Here is a 17,036-nt window from a genome sequence, read left to right as displayed (position 1 = left end):
GACACTTCGGCGGACGCCGAAGCGTCCCACGCCTATCGTCCAGGCATGAGCACACCGGAGAGCTTCGCGGACCTCGAGGTCCCGCTGCCCGCCACGCCCGGCGCGCTGGCCGACCTGGGCGAGACGCTCGGGCGCGCCGGCGTCAGCCTGGAGGGCGGGGGCGTGACCAGCCTCGGCGGCGGGCGCGTCGCGCACTTCCTCGTCGACGACGGGCCGCGCGCCGTCGCCGCCCTCGCCGGGGCAGGGCTCGGGCCGGCCACCGCCCGCGACGTCGTCACGACCCGCCTCGCCCAGGACGTCCCGGGGCAGATGGGGGCGTTCGCGCGCCGCCTCGCCGACGCGGGCGTCGTCGTGGAGCACCTGTACAGCGACCACGACGGCAACCTCGTGCTGCTCGTCGCGGACGAGGACATGCCTACGTGCCGGGACGTCGTGCGCGCGTGGGACGCGGAGCGCGAGGCCGCGCACCGACCGGGTGGGAGCGCTGGCTAGAGCCCGAGCTGGACCGTCACGCCCGGCCGGCCGGCCGGGGGCTCCTTCGAGACCTCCGCGTACGCGGCGGCGAGCAGCGTCGGGTCCGGCCCCTCGAGGCGCGTCGGCTTCGCGACGTCGTCCAGCACGACGAAGCGCAGCAGGTTGCCGCGGGTCTTCTTGTCACGCTGCATGGCGGCGAGGAGCTTGTCCCAGCGGTCGCCGCGGTAGGTGGTGGGCAGCCCGAGCGAGTCGAGGATCGACCGGTGCCGGTCCACGACGGCGTCGTCGAGCTTGCCGCCCAGGCGCGCGAGCTCGGCCGCGAAGACCATCCCCACCGCGACCGCGGCGCCGTGCCGCAGCTGGTAGCGCTCGGTGAGCTCGATCGCGTGCCCCAGGGTGTGCCCGTAGTTGAGGATCTCCCGCAGCCCCTGCTCCGTGAGGTCCTCCCCCACCACGCGCGCCTTGACCCGCACCGAGCGCTCGATGAGCTCGGTCAGCACCTCCCAGGTCTCGGGCGTGGTGTCCGCGCCCTTCCACCCGCGCAGCTCGTCGGCGTGCTCCTCGACCAGCTCGAGGATGCGCGGGTCGGCGATGAAGCCGGTCTTCACGACCTCGGCCATGCCGGCGACGAGGTCCCAGCGGTCGAGGGACTCCAGGGCCGCCAGGTCGCACAGCACCCCGGCGGGCGGGTGGAACGCGCCCACGAGGTTCTTGCCCTCGGCCGTGTTGATGCCCGTCTTTCCGCCCACGGCGGCGTCGACCATCGCGAGCAGCGTGGTCGGCACGTGCACGACCTTGATGCCCCGCAACCAGGTGGCCGCGACGAACCCGGCGAGGTCCGTCGTCGCGCCGCCGCCGACGGACACGATCGCGTCGGACCGCGTGAAGTCGGCCTGGCCCAGCACCTGCCAGCAGAACGCCGCCACCTGGGCGGTCTTCTGCTCCTCCGCGTCCGGCAGCTCGACCGCGAACGCCTCGTAGCCCTGCGCCACGAGGTCCTCGCGGACCGCCTCGCCGGTGGTCTGCAGCGACGCCGGGTGCATGACGAGCACCCGCCGCACGCCGTCGCCGAGCAGGCTCGGCAGCTCGCCGAGCAGGTGTCGCCCGACGACGACGTCGTAGGGCTGTGCTTCCGTCGTGCTGCCCTGCACGGTCACGCGGACCGTCATGACTGGACCTCCTGTGCCGATCCGCCCGCGGACGGGCCTTGCTGTGCGGTCGCTTCTGCGCCCGCGGGTACGGGTGCGCCCGTGACGCCGGCGTGCACCTGCGCGGCGACCTCCTGCGGGGGCCGCTCGTCGGAGACGACGTGCACCGTGGCGAGCCGCTCGTAGGTGGGGCGGCGCGCCTGCATCAGCTCGACCCACCGGGCCCGCGGGTTGCCCACGAGCAGCGGGCGGGACTGGTTGAAGCCGACGCGGGGCGCGGCGTGCGCGAGGGACACGTCGAGGAAGACGACGGTGCCGCCGCCGGCGGCGTAGCCCTCGAGCGCCCGCTGGGTGTGCTCGTCCATCACCGCGCCGCCGCCGAGGGCGAGGACGCCGGGGTGGCAGGCCAGGGCCGTCGTGACGGCCTCGCGCTCCAGCTCGCGGAACCGCGGCTCGCCGTCGTCCACGAAGATCTCGGCGACCGGCTTGCCCGCGGTCTCCTCGACGTCCGCGTCAGTGTCCCGGAACGCGACGCCGAGCCGCTGCGCGAGCAGGCGGCCCACCGTGGTCTTGCCGCTGCCGGGCGGGCCGATGAGGACGGCGCGCGGCACGCCCGCGCTCATCGCAGCAGCTCGGGGATCGAGGCCAGGTACGCCTCGGCGTTGCGCCGCACCTCGGTCACCGAGTCCCCGCCGAACTTCTCGACGACGGCCTGCGCGAGCTCGAGCGCCACCATCGCCTCGGCGACGACGGCGGCGGGCGGCACCGCGCACACGTCGGAGCGCTGGTGGTGCGCGGTGACGGCCTCGCCCGTCGCGACGTCGACCGTCGCCAGGGCGCGCGGCACGGTGGAGATCGGCTTCATCGCGGCGCGCACGCGCAGCACCTCGCCGTTGCTCATGCCGCCCTCGATGCCGCCCGCGCGGTTGGAGCGGCGGTGGATGTGGCCGTCGTCGCCGCGCTCGATCTCGTCGTGCGCGGCCGAGCCGCGGCGGCGGGCGGTGCGGAAGCCGTCGCCGACCTCGACGCCCTTGATCGCCTGGATCCCCATGAGTGCGCCCGCGAGACGGGCGTCGAGGCGCCGGTCGCCCTGCACGTAGCTGCCGAGGCCGGTGGGCACGTCGTAGGCGAGCACCTCGACGACGCCGCCGAGGGTGTCGCCGTCCTTGCGGCACTCGTCGATCTCCGCGACCATCGCCGCGCTCGTCGCGGCGTCGAAGCAGCGCACCGGGTCGGCGTCGAGGGCGGCGACGTCGTCCGGGCCGGGCAGGTCGGCGCCCTCGGGCACCTCGACCGGGCCGATCGCCACGACGTGCGACACCAGCCGGACGCCGACGGCCTGCTCGAGGAACTTCGTCGCGACCAGGCCGAGCGCGACTCGCGTCGCCGTCTCGCGGGCGGACGCGCGCTCGAGCACCGGGCGGGCGTCGTCGAAGCCGTACTTGCGCATGCCGACGAGGTCGGCGTGGCCGGGGCGGGGGCGGGTGAGCGGCCGGTTGCGCGCGATCTCGCGCTCGTCGCCGGTGCCGGCGTCCACCAGCAGCGCGTCGCGGTCGACCGGGTCCGGCGACATGACGTCGGTCCACTTGGGCCACTCGGTGTTGCCGATCTCGAAGGCCAGCGGGCCGCCCTGCGTGATCCCGTGGCGCAGGCCGCCGAGCACGCGCACGGCGTCCTGCTCGAACTTCATGCGGGCGCCGCGGCCGTAGCCGAGCCGGCGGCGGGCGAGCGCGGCCTGGATGTCCGCGGTCACCACCTCGACGCCGGCGGGCAGTCCCTCCAGCACCCCCACGAGTGACGGACCGTGCGACTCCCCCGACGTCATCCAGCGCAGCATGCCTGCGATTCTTCCACGCCCGGGCGGCGGGTCCGTCCGGTGGTCAGCGGGCGGACGCCGGGGCCGCCAGGGCCCGGCCGAGCTCCTCGTCCATGGCCGCGACCGGCGCCGTCCGGCCCGTCATCAGGCGCACCTGCTCCACCGCCTGGTGCAGCAGCATCCGTTCGCCCCCGACGACGGTGCCGCCCGCGTCCGCCCAGGCGGAGGACAGCGCGGTGGGACGTGGGTCGTAGACGACGTCGAGCAGCACGCCCGCCGGGGCTCCGCCCTGGGCGGCGAGGGCGGCAGCGACGGGGTCGGCGGCATAGGCCGGCATGGTGGAGACGACGACGTCGGCGTCCCGCAGCGCGCCGAGCGACGCCGACGGGTCGAGGACCTCGAACCGAGGCGTCACGCCCATGCGTGCCGCCGCCTCCTGCAGGCCCGCCGTGCGGCCGAGGGAGCGGACCAGGACGCGCGGCGTCGTGCAGCCGAGCTCGCCCAGCGCGGCGAGCGTTGACGCGGCGGTGGCGCCGCCGCCGAGCACGACGGCGCTCTCCGCTCCTGCACCGGAGCCACGACCCTGGGCCGCGAACCCCTCGCGCAGCGCGGTGACGAGCCCGTAGACGTCGGTGTTGGTGCCGGTGAGGGTCACACCGCACTGCGCCGGCCCGACGAGCACCGTGTTCACGGCGCCCACGGCCACGGCGAGCGGGTCGATATGGTCCACCAGGTCCATGACCGCATGCTTCAGCGGCATGGTGACGCTCAGGCCGGCCCAACCGAGGTCCAGCCGCCGCACCAGCGCCGGGAGGTCCGCGACGGTCGTGTCGATCGCGGAGTACTCCCAGCCCTCCAGGCCGAGTGCGTCATAGGCGGCCCGGTGCAGCACGGGCGAGAGGGAGTGCGCGACGGGGTGGCCCAGCACCGCCGCTCGTCGGAAGACGGTCATGTCAGCCGGCGTTCTCCTCAGCCCACTCCTGGTACTCCCGCTTGAAGACCTGGAACTCGTCGTACGAGTTGGTGAACTTGGTCTCGCCAGTCTCGAGGTTCACGGTTACGTACCAGTTCCAGTCGCCCTCGGGCGGGTCCAGGACGGCTTCGACGGACGCCTGCCCAGGGTTGGCGATCGGTGTGGGCGGGAGCCCGGTGTTCTTGCGGGAGTTGTACGGGTCGCTCGCGTCGGCGAACTCCGCCTTCGTGATCTGGTCCGCCGGCTTGCCGAGCCCGTAGGAGTTGATGGCGTCCAGGTACAGCGCCTCGCCGCGGTCCAGCCGGTTCTCGATCACCCGCGCGACCTCGCCGCGATACCCGTCCGGCGCCTCCTTCTCCACCAACGACGCCTTGTTCAGCACGTCGTTCCAGTCGGAGTCGTCAACGCCGAGGGACTCCAACTCCTTCTTCGTCTGGTTCACCATCGCCGTCAGGAGCGTCGTGGCGTCGTCGCCCGGCTGGACGGTGTACGTCTTCGGGAACAGCCACCCCTCGGCGTTGCCGTCCGCCTGCTTCGGCAGGCCGAAGGACTCCGGGTCCTTCAACGCCTTCTCAAGCTCCTTCTCGGTGATCTCGGTGACCGACCCCACACGGTCCACGATCTGCGCGACGGTGTAGCCCTCGGGGATGGTCACCTCGGTCTGGAGCTTCTCGTTCTTCACCAGCGCGGCGACGGCGTCGGAGGCCTTCATCTCGGCCTGCAGCTGGTAGGTGCCCGGCTGGATGCCGGCGGCGGCGGGGTTCTGGCCGAACGCGTCCGTGAAGGCGCCTGCGCTGGCCACGACCCCGGCCTCCGCGAGCACGGTGCCCATCTGGCCGCCCGTGGCGCCCTCCGGGATGACGACCTCGACCGGGTCGCCGCCCGGGCCCGGGTAGTCCTCGTTCTGCGATCCGATGAAGGGCAGCCCGCCGACCAGCGAGTCCATGCGGTCCCAGAGCAGGTAGGCGCCCGCGCCGACGAAGGCGAGCACCACCACCAGCACCACGGCGGTGCGCTGCCGACGGCGGCGCTTGCGCTTGGCGGCAGCCCTCCGGCCGGCGGCCGAACGGCGCCGCGTGGGTGCCGCGGGCGCCTCCTGGAGGGCGGGGTGCTCGAAGAGGTCCGTCACGCCGGGTTCTTCCTTCTGACAGGGCCTGGGGTGGGCTCGATGGGTCGGCTGCTGCTGTCCGGGCTGCTCAGACGCCCGGTGTCCGCGGTTCGACGAGCTCGCCGGCACGCCCCCCGGCCGACCGCTCCACGTCGAGTGCAGATTGCAGAATGATAACGGCTGCGGCCTGGTCGACGACAGACCGGTGGGCCTTGGTGCGTCGCCCCGCCGAGCGGAGCTGGGCGTGCGCGGTCACGGTCGTCATCCGCTCGTCGACCAGGCGGACCTCGACGGGCGCGACGGCGGCGGCCAGCCGGGTCGCGAACTCGCGCGCGTCCGCCGTGGCGGCGCCCTCCGCCCCCGACAGGTGCCGTGGCAGCCCCACGTACACGACCGCGGCGAACCGCTCCTCGGCCTCCGCCGCGATGCGCGCGACGTCGGCCGTCACCGCGGGCGCGCCGTCCGCGCCCGCGGGCACGTCCAGGACGCGCGGAACGGTCTCGACCGGCGTGGCCACCAGGCCGTCCGGGTCGCTGCCCGCGAGGCCGATGCGCGCCTTGCCGACGTCGACCCCGAGCCGCGCGCCCCGCGGCAGCCCGCGGGGCACGTCCTGCTCCGGCGAGCCCGACCCGTACGGCCCAGGCGTCACGCGCCCACCTGAGCCGAGCGCACGCCCTCGGCCACGCCGGCCAGCGCGGCCGGGAGCGCGGCCGCGTCGGTGCCGCCGCCCTGGGCGAGGTCCGGCTTGCCGCCGCCCCCGCCGCCGAGGGTCTTCGCCGCGGCCTTGACGAAGTCGCCGGCCCGCAGGCCCGCGTCCCGGGCGCCCGCGTTGGTGGCCACGACCACCAGGGGCCGCCCGCCCGCCACGCCGCCGACGGCGACGAGCGCCGCCTCGGCGTCGCCCAGGCGCCCGCGGACGTCGAGCGCCAGCGCGCGCAGGTCGTCCGCCGAGGCGACCTCGCCGGCGTCGTGCGCGACGACGCGGACGTCGCCGACACGCTCCGCCTGCGCGACGAGCGCGCCCGCCGCGGCGAGGATCCGCTCCTGGCGCATCCCGGAGAGCTCCTTCTCCGTCTCCTTGAGGCGGGTGAGGAGCGAGCCGACGCGGTCGGCGAGCTCGTCGGGGCGCGCGCCCAGCAGGCCGGTGAGCTGGCCCACCAGGGCGTGCTCCTTCGCCTGGAAGCCGTACGCGCCGTCGCCCACCAGGGCGTCCACGCGACGCACGCCGGAGCCGATCGACGCCTCGCCGAGCAGCGCGACGCGACCCACCTCGCCCGTGGCCTTGACGTGCGTGCCGCCGCACAGCTCGCGCGACCAGTCGCCGCCGATGGACACGACGCGCACGGTGTCGCCGTACTTCTCTCCGAACAGCGCCATGGCGCCCAGCTCGCGGGCGCGGGCGATCGGCATGGTCGCGTCGGTCACCTCGAGGTTCTCGGTCAGGCGCGAGTTGACGCGCTCCTCGATCTCGCCGAGCGCGTCCCCCGGCACCGGCGTGGGCGAGCGGAAGTCGAAGCGCACGCGGCTCGGGGCGTTCTCCGACCCGGCCTGGGTGCGGTCCGGCCCGACCATCTCGTGCAGCGCCTTGTGGATCATGTGCGTGGCCGAGTGCGCGCGGCTGATCGCGACGCGGCGCGCGACGTCGATCGTCGCCGTGCCGGGGTCGCCCAGCGCGACCGTGCCCTCGACCAGGCGGCCGCGGTGCACCGACAGGCCCTTGACCGGGCGCTGCACGTCGTCGACCTCGATGGTCGCGCCGCCGTCGAGCACGATCGTGCCCTGGTCGGCGAGCTGGCCGCCCGCCTCGGCGTAGAAAGGCGTGCGGTCGAGCACGACCTCGACGTCGGCGGGCGCGGTCGCCGCGGGGGCGGGCACGCCGTCCACCAGCAGGCCGGCCACCGTCACCGCGGACTCCGTGTCCGTGTACCCGAGGAACTCGACCGGCGCGGCAAGCTCCTTGTTCAGGGTCTCGTACGAGCGCAGGTCGGCGTGACCCGTCTTCTTGGCGAGCGCGTCCGCGCGGGCGCGCTGCTTCTGCTCCGCCATGAGGTCGCGGAACGCCTTCTCGTCCACCTGGACGCCCTGCTCGGCCGCCATCTCGAGCGTGAGGTCGATCGGGAAGCCGTAGGTGTCGTGCAGCTGGAACGCCTCCGCCCCGCCGAGCACCGGGGTGCCGCCGTCCACCCCGTCCGTGGCGCGCGACTTGGCGCGGCCCACGGCCGTGTCGAGGATGGTCGTGCCCTGCGCGAGGGTGCGGCGGAACGCGTCCTCCTCCGCGTACGCGACGTCGCTGATGCGGCCGAAGTCGGCCTCCAGCTGAGGGTAGGACGCCTTCATCGCGTCCTTCGACACCGGCAGCAGGGACGGCATCGCGACCTCGTCGACGCCCAGCAGGCGCACCGCGCGCACGGCGCGGCGGACCAGCCGGCGCAGCACGTAGCCGCGGCCCTCGTTCGACGGGCGCACGCCGTCGCCGATGACCATGAGGGACGAGCGCACGTGGTCGGCGATCACGCGCATCCGCACGTCGTCCTCGGGGTCGGCGCCGTAGCGCTTGCCCGTCAGCTCCTCCACGCGCGCGATGACGGGGTACACCTCGTCGATCTCGTAGAGGTTCTCCTTGCCCTGCAGCAGGTACGCGATGCGCTCCAGGCCCGCGCCGGTGTCGATGCTCTTGTGCTCGAGCTCGCCCAGCAGCGGGTAGTTCTTGCCCTGGCCCTCGCCGCGCACGAACTGGTCGAAGACCAGGTTCCAGATCTCCAGGTAGCGGTCACCGCCCGGGTCGACCGTGCCACCCACGGCGTCGGGGCCGTACGCCGGGCCACGGTCGTAGTGCCACTCGGCGCAGGGGCCTGCCGGGCCCGGCTGGCCCGTGTCCCAGAAGTTCTCCTCGCGGGGCAGGCGCACCACGTGCTTCGGGTCGAGCCCGACGCCCTTCGTCAGCGCCTCGAAGGCCTCGGCGTCCTCCTCCCAGATGGTCACCCAGAGGCGGTCGCCGTCGAGCCCGTAGCCGCCCTTGTCCTGCCCGGACGTGAGCAGCTCCCACGCGAAGTCGATCGCCTCGCGCTTGAAGTAGTCCCCGAAGGAGAAGTTGCCGTTCATCTGGAAGAACGTGCCGTGGCGCGTGGTGCGGCCCACGTTCTCGATGTCGTTGGTGCGGATGCACTTCTGCACGCTGGCGACCCGCGGCCACGGCGCCGGCTCGGTGCCGAGGATGTACGGGATGAAGGGCACCATGCCCGCGATCGTGAACAGGATCGACGGGTCCGGCGAGACCAGGGGTGCGCTGGGCACGATCGCGTGGTCCTTCGACTCGAAGTAGTCGAGCCAACGCTTACGGATCTCGGCGGTGCGCATGGTGTCCTTCAGTGATGTCGAGGCTGACGGGCGAGCGGGTGGGCGCCGTCGTGGCGACGGCCGTCCCCTATTCTCGCGCCCGCCGGGGGATGGTCGGAACGAGATTTCGCGGAGCGAGTATCAGGCGGCGCGAGTATCAGAACGAGTACCCGAGATCGGCCTCGTCGGCGGCGGTCTCGGCCTCGGTGTCGGGGCGCCCGTCGGGGCGACGGTCGGGCTCCGGGGCCGCGTGCCGGGCCCGCCCGGGACCGCCGCGCAGGTCCGCGGGCCGCAACCCGCTCGCGCGGACGTCGTCCGGGTCCGGCTGACCCTCCGCCAGCAGGGCGGCGGTGAGCTCGGCCTCGCGGGCGCTGCGGGCCTGCGAGAACTCGCGCCGGAACGTGGCGACGAACGTCTCCGCCCGCCGTCCGGCGTCCTGCGCCGCGCGCTCCGCGCGGTCGACCACGGCCTCGGGCGCGTACTGCGCCACGATCTTGCGGCCCCGCTGGACGACGACGACCGTGACCACCACGCCCACGCCGACCCAGAACAGCCGGCGCATCAGCGGCCGGCCTTCGGCTCGTCGCGGCCCGAGCGCGACGCCCGCGCGAACGCCTGGCGCACGCCGTAGGAGAAGGCGGCGACCTTCACGAGAGGGCGGCCGAGCGTCGAGGCGTACAGGCCGGCCAGCGCCGACACGTTCTCGCTCACCTGGGCCGCCGACGTCGTGATCGTGTCCACCTTGACCAGCTGGTCGTTGGTGGAGGCCACCGTGGTGGCCGCCTCGTCGAGGATCGGCACCGAGTGCTCGGTGACCTCGCGGATGGAGCGCGTCGCCTCGTCCAGCACGCGGCCCAGCTTCACGAGCGGGATCGCGAGCAGGCCCACGAGCAGCACGAACGCGACGGCCGCGATGAGCCCGGCCACGTCACCCATCGACATCAGATCTCTCCTCGCACAGGCGTCAGACGGTCGGTCGTCACCCTATCCCGGGTGACTCCCTGCAGACCGCCGACGCGAACGGCGGACGCCCCGCCCCCCGCGAGGCGGGTGACGGGGCGTCCGGGTGCTGCGGACCGGTCCGCGGCGGTGCGCTCGATCAGCGCGCGTAGAACTCGACCACGAGCTGCACCTCGCAGGTCACGGGGACCTCGGCACGCTTCGGCTTGCGGGTCAGCGTGGCCGACAGCTTCTCGAGGTTCACGTCGAGGTAGCCCGGGACGGCCGGCAGGACGTCGCGGTGCGCGCCGGCGGCGGCGACCTGGAACGGCGTCGTCGTCTGCGACTTCGGCTTGACCTGGACGGTCTGGCCCGGCTTCACGCGGAACGACGGGCGGTCGACGATCTTGCCGTCCACCAGGATGTGACGGTGCGTCACGGCCTGGCGGGCCTGCAGGATGGTACGGCCGAAGCCGGCGCGCAGCACGAGCGCGTCGAGACGCGTCTCGAGGTCCTCGACCATGACCTCACCGGTCAGGCCCGGGTGCTTGCGGGCGTTCTCGTAGACCTTGAGGAGCTGCTTCTCGCGGAGCGCGTACTGCGCGCGCAGACGCTGCTTCTCGCGGAGACGGACCGCGTAGTCCGACTCGGTGCGGCGGCGGGCGCGGCCGTGCTCACCCGGGGGGTAGGGGCGCTTCTCGAAGTGGCGGACGGCCTTCGGGGTCAGCGCGAGGCCGAGCTTGCGGCTCAGGCGGACCTGGCGGCGCGACTTGGTGACAGCGGTCACTGGTTGCTTCCTGTCCTGTGGTGATGGATGAGGTCACACCCGACGTCCACCCCGTGAGGGGAGGTCTCGGGTGCGGGACCAGCCGATGGAGCTCCTGCGCGGGGCGGGTACTCACGGGGCCGAGGTCCCAGGCGGTCGCCGGAAACGGCAACCGCAGCATCTTACCGCATCCCCGGGACGGCCCGGCCCGAGCCCGGACCGGCCGCCGCCTCCGGCAAGGTCCGTCCTGCGCGACGTCCGTCCTGCGCAAGGTCTTGTCGCCGTCCTCGCCCACCGGTTGACTGTGCACCGCCGGCACGGCGCCGGCACCTCGCCCGAAGGAGTCCCCAGGATGACCTCCCCCGTCACGCTCTCGCCCCGCACCGCCGAGGTGGTCCGTTCCACCCTGCCCGTGGTCGAGGACTCGATCGACGACATCACCACGATCTTCTACGGGACGCTCCTGGACGAGCACCCCGGCCTGCTCGGCTCGATGTTCTCCCCCGAGCGCATCGCCGACGGCACGCAGCAGCGCGCGCTCGCGGCCGCGATCACCTCGTGCGCGGCGATGCTCGTCGTCGACGAGGAGGCCGACCCCCGCGACGTGCTCGCCCCGGTCGCCCGCCGGCACCGCGCCGTCGGCGTCGAGCCGGCCCAGTACGAGGTGGTGCACCAGCACCTGTTCGCGGCCATCGTCGCGGTGCTGGGTGACGCGGTGACGCCGGAGGTGGCGGCCGCGTGGGACGAGGTCTACCGGACGATGGCGAGCACCCTGGTCGAGCTCGAGGCGGCCTGACGCCCGGTCACCGGCCGGGCACACGCGTCAGGCACACGCGTCAGGCACACGCGTCAGGCACGCGCGTCACGCGCCGTCGAGGATCTGCCGGATCCGCGCCACCCGGTCGGTGACCTGCTTCTCGAACCCGCGGTCGCTCGGGTCGTAGTACCGGCGGCCGGCGAGCTCGTCGGGCAGGTACTGCTGCGCCGCGATGGCGTGCGGCGCGTCGTGCGCGTACCGGTAGCCCTTGCCGTGCCCGAGCCCGTCGGCGCCCGCGTAGTGCGCGTCCCGCAGGTGCGGCGGCACCACGCCCGCCTTGCCCGCGCGCACGTCGGCCAGCGCCGCGTCGATCCCCTGGTACGCCCGGTTCGACTTCGGCGCGGTCGCCAGGTGGACGACCGCCTCCGCGAGGACGATCCGTCCCTCGGGCATGCCGATGAGCTGGACGGCCTGCGCGGCCGCCACCGCGGTCTGCAGGGCGGACGGGTCGGCCATGCCGACGTCCTCCGCCGCGGAGATCACCAGGCGCCGCGCGATGAACCTCGGGTCCTCGCCCGCCGCGACCATCCGCGCCAGGTAGTGCAGGGCGGCGTCCACGTCGGAGCCCCGGATGGACTTGATGAACGCGGAGATCACGTCGTAGTGCTGGTCGCCGTCGCGGTCGTACCGCACGGCGGCGACGTCGACGGCGCGCTCGACCGTGTCGAGGTCCACGGCGACCGGGTCCCCGGGGTCGCGGCCGGGGCCCGCGTCCGCGAGCGCCGCGCCGGCGGCGGCCTCCAGGATCGTCAGTGCCTTGCGCGCGTCGCCCCCCGCCATGCGCACGAGCTGGTCCTCGGCGTCCTCCGCCAGCGCGACGGCGCCGTCCAGGCCGCGCTCGTCCGCGACGGCGCGACGCACGAGTGCGCGGACGTCGTCGGACGTGAGCGGCTTGAGCGTGAGGAGCAGGGAGCGGCTCAGCAGCGGGGAGTTCACGGAGAACGACGGGTTCTCGGTGGTGGCGGCGACGAGCGTCACCCAGCGGTTCTCGACGCTCGGCAGCAGCGCGTCCTGCTGCGTCTTGGAGAAGCGGTGCACCTCGTCGATGAAGAGGACGGTCTCCTCGCCGCCCGTCGCGAGGCGCCGCCGGGCGTCCTCGACGACCTGGCGCACCTCCTTGACGCCGGCCGTGACCGCGGAGAGCTCGACGAACCGGCGCCCGGAGACCGTCGCGACCAGGTACGCGAGGGTCGTCTTGCCCACGCCGGGCGGCCCCCAGAGGATCACGGACCCGGGCGCGGCCCGCCGGGCGGACTCGTCGTCCGGCTCCACCAGACGGCGCAGCGGCGAGCCGGGCACGAGGAGGTGCGCCTGACCCGCGACCTCGTCGAGGGCGGCCGGGCGCATGCGCACGGCCAGGGGCGCGCTCGGCCCGGTGCGGCCGGTCGCCGGCGTGCCGCGGTTGCCGGTGAGCGCGGCGTCGAACAGGTCCATGGGCCTCAGCCTACGGAGGGCCACCCACGCGCCGGACGCGCGCGACCACCCTGCTGCTGTGACATGACTCGCCCTAGGGTGGGCCCCATGGACGCCGACGTCGTGGTCGTCGGGGCGGGACCCACCGGGCTGCTCCTGGCCGGGGACCTGGCCCGCGCGGGCGCGCGGGTCGTCGTGGTCGAGAAGCGGCCGCAGGGCCTGAGCAACCTCACCCGCGCGTTCGCCGTGCACGCCCGCAGCCTCGAGGCGCTCGACGCGCGCGGGCTCGCAGACGAGCTCCTCACCACCGGGCGGCGCGTGCAGCGCATCCGGGTGTTCGGCCGCGTCGACGTGCGCCTCGACACGCTGCCCGGCCGGTACCCGTTCGTGCTCGTCACCCCGCAGTACGAGGTGGAGCGGCTGCTGCGCCGCCGGGCGGAGGACGCGGGCGCCGTGTTCCGGCACGGGGTGCACGTCACCGACGTCGTCCAGGACGACGTCGGTGCCACGGTGGTGGCGGTCGACGAGAACGGCGACGAGGGTGATTCCTCCGTACGCCTGCGCGCGCCGTGGGTGGTCGGCACGGACGGCGTGCGCTCGACGGTGCGGCGGGCGGCGGGCCTCCCCTTCCCCGGCGAGACGGTGATCCGTGCGATGGTGCTGGCGGACGTGCGCCTGGAGCGTCCGCCAGCGGACGCGCTCACCGTCGCGTCGGCGGGCGGGGCGCTGGGCTTCCTCGCCCCGTTCGGCGGCGACTGGTACCGCTTCATCGGCTGGGACGAGGCGCTGGACCCCGGCGACGACAGGCCCGTCGCCCTGGACGAGGTCCGCACCCTCGCGCGGGCGACGCTCGGCGACGACCACGGCATGACCGAGCTGCGGTTCGCGACCCGCTTCGCCGCCGACGAGCGTCAGGCACCCCGATACCGTGCGGGGCGCCTGCTGCTCGCGGGCGACGCCGCGCACGCGCACAGCCCGGCCGGCGGGCTCGGCATGAACACAGGCCTGCAGGACGCCGCGAACCTGTCCTGGCGCCTCGCCGCCGTGGTCCGCGGCGCCGACGACACCGTGCTCGACGGGTACTCGGCCGAGCGCCACCCCGTCGGAGCCCAGGTGCTCCGCACGAGCGGCACGATCCTGCGGCTCGCCACGAGGCGGGGCCGCGGGGCCGCCGTCGTGCGCGCGGCCGGGGCCACGCTGCTGGGCCGGGCCGCGCCCGTGCGCCGGCGTGCCGCCGCCACCGTCTCCGCCCTCGGCGTGCGCTACCCGGCCCCGCCCGGCGCACACCCGGCAGCCGGGTGCCGCGTGCCGGACCTGCCGCTGGTCCCCGGCCCCTCGGGGTCGCGCCTGGCCGAGGCGCTGCGCACGGGCCGCTTCGTGCTCGTCGGGCCCGCCGAGGGCGACCCGGCGGAGGTCCCGCCGGGACCCGGCGAGGTCGACGCGGTCGAGCGGGTCGTCGTGCGACGCGCGGACGGCCGCGACGCGACGCTGCTCGTGCGCCCCGACGGCTACCTCTCCGACGCGCGGTCCGCGGGCTCGGCGGGGGCTCGATGAGGTCCCAGGGCCGGCCGTAGAGGTCCTCGAAGACGCCCACCCGGCCGCGGTGTCACCGCGAGCTCTCGAACTCCTGACCCAGGACGTAGCCCAGCCGCCGGTACACGCTGCGGGCGGCGACGTTGTGGGCGTATACGCCGAGAGTGACCATCGACGCCTCGGCGACCCCCGCACGGGTCGCCGAAGCCGTCACGGCGGCCCCGATCCCCCGGCCCCGCCACGCCGGCTCGGTCCCGATCGAGCCCAGGGTCCACGGCCGCCCCGGCACGCGGCGCGACGCGCCCGCCACGGCGCGCACCACGCCGTCGTCGTCCCGCCAGCCCCACCATCGGGACCGTGGCTCGCCCACGGGCAGCTCGCCGTCCGGGTTCGCGACCGCGAGGCAGGCGGCCGCCTCGGCACGTCCGGCGTCGCCCAGCAGCTCGACGACCCGCTCCTCGCCCGGGACGGCGGCGGGCGGCTCGGTGACGGCGTACCAGTCCCAGGCGTCGAACGGCGCGTGGTCGAACGGCGCGGGGACACCGTCGCGCGCGCCCGCCGCCGACACCGCGGCGTAGGTGCCGCGCGGCATCGACGCCCGCACGACCGGCCCCAGGCCGCCGGGGCGAAGCTCCGCCTCCGCGGCAAGGAGCAGGCGTGCCGCGCCCTCGGGGCCGCCCACCGCCAGCAGGCTGACCCCGGTCGCGTCGTGGTCGACGGCCAGCGGGCGTCCACCGTCGATCCGCTCGCGCCAGCGCAGCCGCACGAGGAAGGCGTCGTCGTCGTGCCAGACGTGGCTGGCGTCCCACCCGCCGTGGGCGGCCTCGGCGACCACCACGGGATGGTGCGCCCAGCGGGGAGGCACGCTCGCCCCGGCCACCTGGGTGACCGGGGCGAGCGACGACGCGTCGAGGGAGAGCGTCACTCCTCGTCGGCCTGGGGGACGGCGTCCACCCCGGCCTCCTTGCGCTGCTCCGGCGTGATCGGCGCCGGAGCCTCGGTGAGCGGGTCGTAGCCGCCGCCCGACTTGGGGAACGCGATGACGTCGCGGATCGACGCCGACTTCGTCAGCAGGGCGACGATGCGGTCCCAGCCGAACGCGATCCCGCCGTGCGGCGGCGCGCCGAACTTGAACGCGTCGAGGAGGAAGCCGAACTTCTCCTGCGCCTCGGCCGGGCCGATGCCCATGACGTCGAACACCCGCTCCTGCACGTCCCGACGGTGGATACGGATCGAGCCGCCGCCGATCTCGTTGCCGTTGCAGACGATGTCGTACGCGTACGCCAGCGCGTTGCCCGGGTCGGACTCGAAGCTGTCGATCCACTCCGGCTTGGGCGACGTGAACGCGTGGTGCACAGCGGTCCAGGCCGAGTGGCCCAGGTCCACGTCGTCGTCCTCGCCCGTGGGCTTGAACAGCGGCGCGTCCACGACCCACACGAACGCCCAGGCGTCCTCGTCGACCTGGCCGGTGCGGTGCGCGATCTCGAGGCGGGCGGCGCCCAGGAGAGCGCGCGCCTCCGCGGTCTTGCCGGCCGCGAAGAACACGGCGTCGCCCGGCTGGGCGCCGGTGGCCGCGGCGAGGCCCTCGCGCTCGGCGTCGGACAGGTTCTTGGCGACCGGGCCGCCCAGCGTGCCGTCCTCGCCGTAGGTGACGTAGGCGAGGCCCTTGGCGCCGCGCTGCTTGGCCCACTCCTGCCAGGCGTCGAACTGGCGGCGCGGCTGCGACGCGCCCCCGGTCATGACGACGGCGCCCACGTACTCGGCCTGGAAGACGCGGAACGGGGTCTCGGCGAAGTAGTCCGTGAGCTCCACGAGCGGGTTGCCGAAGCGCAGGTCGGGCTTGTCCGTGCCGTACAGCCGCATGGCCTCGGCGTACGTCATGCGGGCGATCGGCGTCGGGATCTCGACGTCGACGAGCTTCCACAGCGCGACGAGGACCTGCTCGGCCAGCGCGATGACGTCGTCCTGGTCGACGAAGCTCAGCTCGACGTCCAGCTGGGTGAACTCGGGCTGGCGGTCGGCGCGGAAGTCCTCGTCGCGGTAGCAGCGGGCGATCTGGTAGTACCGCTCCAGGCCGCCGACCATGAGCAGCTGCTTGAACAGCTGGGGGCTCTGCGGCAGCGCGTACCAGGAGCCGGGCGCCAGACGCGCCGGGACCAGGAAGTCGCGCGCGCCCTCCGGCGTCGAGCGCGTCAGCGTGGGCGTCTCGACCTCGACGAAGTCGTGGGCGTCGAGCACGCGACGGGCTGCCTGGTTCGCCTTGGCGCGCAGGCGCAGGGCGTGCGCCGGCGCGGGGCGGCGGATGTCGAGGTAGCGGTGCTTGAGGCGCGCCTCCTCGCCGATCACCTCGGTGTCCGCGAGCGCCGTCGACACCTGGAACGGCAGGGGCGCCGACTCGTTGAGCACGACGACGTCCTTCGCCACGAGCTCGATCTCGCCCGTGGCGAGGTTCGGGTTGGCGTTGCCCTCGGGGCGACGCCCGACCTCGCCGGTGACCTGGAGGACGAACTCGGCACGGAGCGGGTGCGCCACCGCCTCGTCGCGGATGACGACCTGGGCGATGCCGGACGCGTCGCGCAGGTCGATGAAGGCCACTCCCCCGTGATCCCGGCGCCGATCGACCCACCCCGTGAGGGTGACGGTCTGACCGATGTGCTCGGCCCGCAGTGAGCCGGCCGTGTGGGTGCGGAGCACGGAGTGTTCCTTTCGAACG

At 74.5% G+C, this 17,036-nt stretch carries 16 protein-coding genes; 3 read left to right on the top strand and 13 right to left on the bottom strand.

Features of this window, described 5'->3' with window-relative positions; all coding sequences use genetic code 11:
- Positions 1–45: 45 nt before the first annotated feature.
- Positions 46–492: a hypothetical protein gene (locus ABZ493_RS15010; protein WP_430582943.1), complete on the top strand. Its 447-nt coding sequence runs from the start codon at positions 46–48 to the stop codon at positions 490–492.
- On the opposite strand, the gene aroB is transcribed toward ABZ493_RS15010, so the two are convergent.
- From aroB to rpsD, 10 genes are all read right to left on the bottom strand, one after another.
- A complete protein-coding gene (aroB, locus tag ABZ493_RS15005; protein ID WP_430582942.1) occupies positions 489–1,643 on the bottom strand; it encodes a 3-dehydroquinate synthase in 1,155 nt (384 codons plus the stop codon). The two genes, ABZ493_RS15010 and aroB, sit on opposite strands and share 4 nt — an antisense overlap.
- Positions 1,640–2,245 carry a shikimate kinase gene (locus ABZ493_RS15000; RefSeq protein ID WP_430582941.1) on the bottom strand — a complete coding sequence of 202 codons (606 nt, stop codon included), beginning with the start codon at positions 2,243–2,245 and terminating at the stop codon, positions 1,640–1,642. The genes aroB and ABZ493_RS15000 overlap by 4 nt, the downstream gene beginning before the upstream one ends.
- Positions 2,242–3,459, bottom strand: coding sequence for a chorismate synthase (gene aroC / locus ABZ493_RS14995; protein ID WP_430582940.1), 1,218 nt, complete (start codon positions 3,457–3,459; stop codon positions 2,242–2,244). The genes ABZ493_RS15000 and aroC overlap by 4 nt, the downstream gene beginning before the upstream one ends.
- Before the next feature lie 43 nt (positions 3,460–3,502).
- Positions 3,503–4,390, bottom strand: a complete 888-nt coding sequence (locus tag ABZ493_RS14990) for a shikimate dehydrogenase (protein WP_430582939.1) — start codon at positions 4,388–4,390, stop codon at positions 3,503–3,505.
- 1 nt (position 4,391) lies between these two features.
- Entirely contained in the window at positions 4,392–5,540 is a 1,149-nt protein-coding gene (mltG, locus tag ABZ493_RS14985; RefSeq protein WP_430582938.1) for an endolytic transglycosylase MltG, read from the bottom strand.
- A 67-nt stretch (positions 5,541–5,607) separates the two neighbouring features.
- Complete coding sequence (ruvX, locus tag ABZ493_RS14980; RefSeq protein ID WP_430582937.1) at positions 5,608–6,168, bottom strand: Holliday junction resolvase RuvX; 561 nt, start codon at positions 6,166–6,168, stop codon at positions 5,608–5,610.
- Positions 6,165–8,876: an alanine--tRNA ligase gene (alaS, locus tag ABZ493_RS14975; protein ID WP_430582936.1), complete on the bottom strand. Its 2,712-nt coding sequence runs from the start codon at positions 8,874–8,876 to the stop codon at positions 6,165–6,167. The genes ruvX and alaS overlap by 4 nt, the downstream gene beginning before the upstream one ends.
- Positions 8,877–9,012: 136 nt before the next feature.
- Positions 9,013–9,417 carry a hypothetical protein gene (locus ABZ493_RS14970; protein WP_430582935.1) on the bottom strand — a complete coding sequence of 135 codons (405 nt, stop codon included), beginning with the start codon at positions 9,415–9,417 and terminating at the stop codon, positions 9,013–9,015.
- Positions 9,417–9,797 carry a DUF948 domain-containing protein gene (locus tag ABZ493_RS14965; protein ID WP_430582934.1) on the bottom strand — a complete coding sequence of 127 codons (381 nt, stop codon included), beginning with the start codon at positions 9,795–9,797 and terminating at the stop codon, positions 9,417–9,419. The genes ABZ493_RS14970 and ABZ493_RS14965 overlap by 1 nt, the downstream gene beginning before the upstream one ends.
- 157 nt (positions 9,798–9,954) lie before the next feature.
- Positions 9,955–10,581, bottom strand: a complete 627-nt coding sequence (gene rpsD, locus ABZ493_RS14960) for a 30S ribosomal protein S4 (RefSeq protein WP_430582933.1) — start codon at positions 10,579–10,581, stop codon at positions 9,955–9,957.
- 331 nt (positions 10,582–10,912) lie between these two features.
- On the opposite strand from rpsD, the gene ABZ493_RS14955 reads away from it, so the two are divergent.
- Positions 10,913–11,356 (top strand): globin domain-containing protein, encoded by a 444-nt coding sequence (locus ABZ493_RS14955; RefSeq protein ID WP_430582932.1) that lies wholly within the window; start codon positions 10,913–10,915, stop codon positions 11,354–11,356.
- A gap of 66 nt (positions 11,357–11,422) precedes the next feature.
- On the opposite strand, the gene ABZ493_RS14950 is transcribed toward ABZ493_RS14955, so the two are convergent.
- Complete coding sequence (locus ABZ493_RS14950) at positions 11,423–12,811, bottom strand: replication-associated recombination protein A (RefSeq protein WP_430582931.1); 1,389 nt, start codon at positions 12,809–12,811, stop codon at positions 11,423–11,425.
- Positions 12,812–12,874: 63 nt separating this feature from the next.
- Between ABZ493_RS14950 and ABZ493_RS14945 the strand changes: the two genes are divergently transcribed.
- A complete protein-coding gene (locus ABZ493_RS14945; protein ID WP_430582930.1) occupies positions 12,875–14,344 on the top strand; it encodes an FAD-dependent monooxygenase in 1,470 nt (489 codons plus the stop codon).
- 52 nt (positions 14,345–14,396) lie between these two features.
- On the opposite strand, the gene ABZ493_RS14940 is transcribed toward ABZ493_RS14945, so the two are convergent.
- Together ABZ493_RS14940 and aspS are read right to left on the bottom strand one after the other, a co-directional pair.
- Positions 14,397–15,248 (bottom strand): GNAT family N-acetyltransferase, encoded by an 852-nt coding sequence (locus ABZ493_RS14940; protein WP_430582929.1) that lies wholly within the window; start codon positions 15,246–15,248, stop codon positions 14,397–14,399.
- On the bottom strand, positions 15,245–17,017 hold the full coding sequence (aspS, locus tag ABZ493_RS14935) for an aspartate--tRNA ligase (protein WP_430582928.1): 1,773 nt from the start codon (positions 17,015–17,017) through the stop codon (positions 15,245–15,247). The genes ABZ493_RS14940 and aspS overlap by 4 nt, the downstream gene beginning before the upstream one ends.
- Positions 17,018–17,036 lie beyond the last annotated feature (19 nt).

It is taken from the genome of Isoptericola sp. NPDC019482 (assembly GCF_040632295.1).
Taxonomy (GTDB): Bacteria; Actinomycetota; Actinomycetes; order Actinomycetales; family Cellulomonadaceae; genus Isoptericola.
This window is presented reverse-complemented; position numbering and strand designations above follow the sequence as displayed.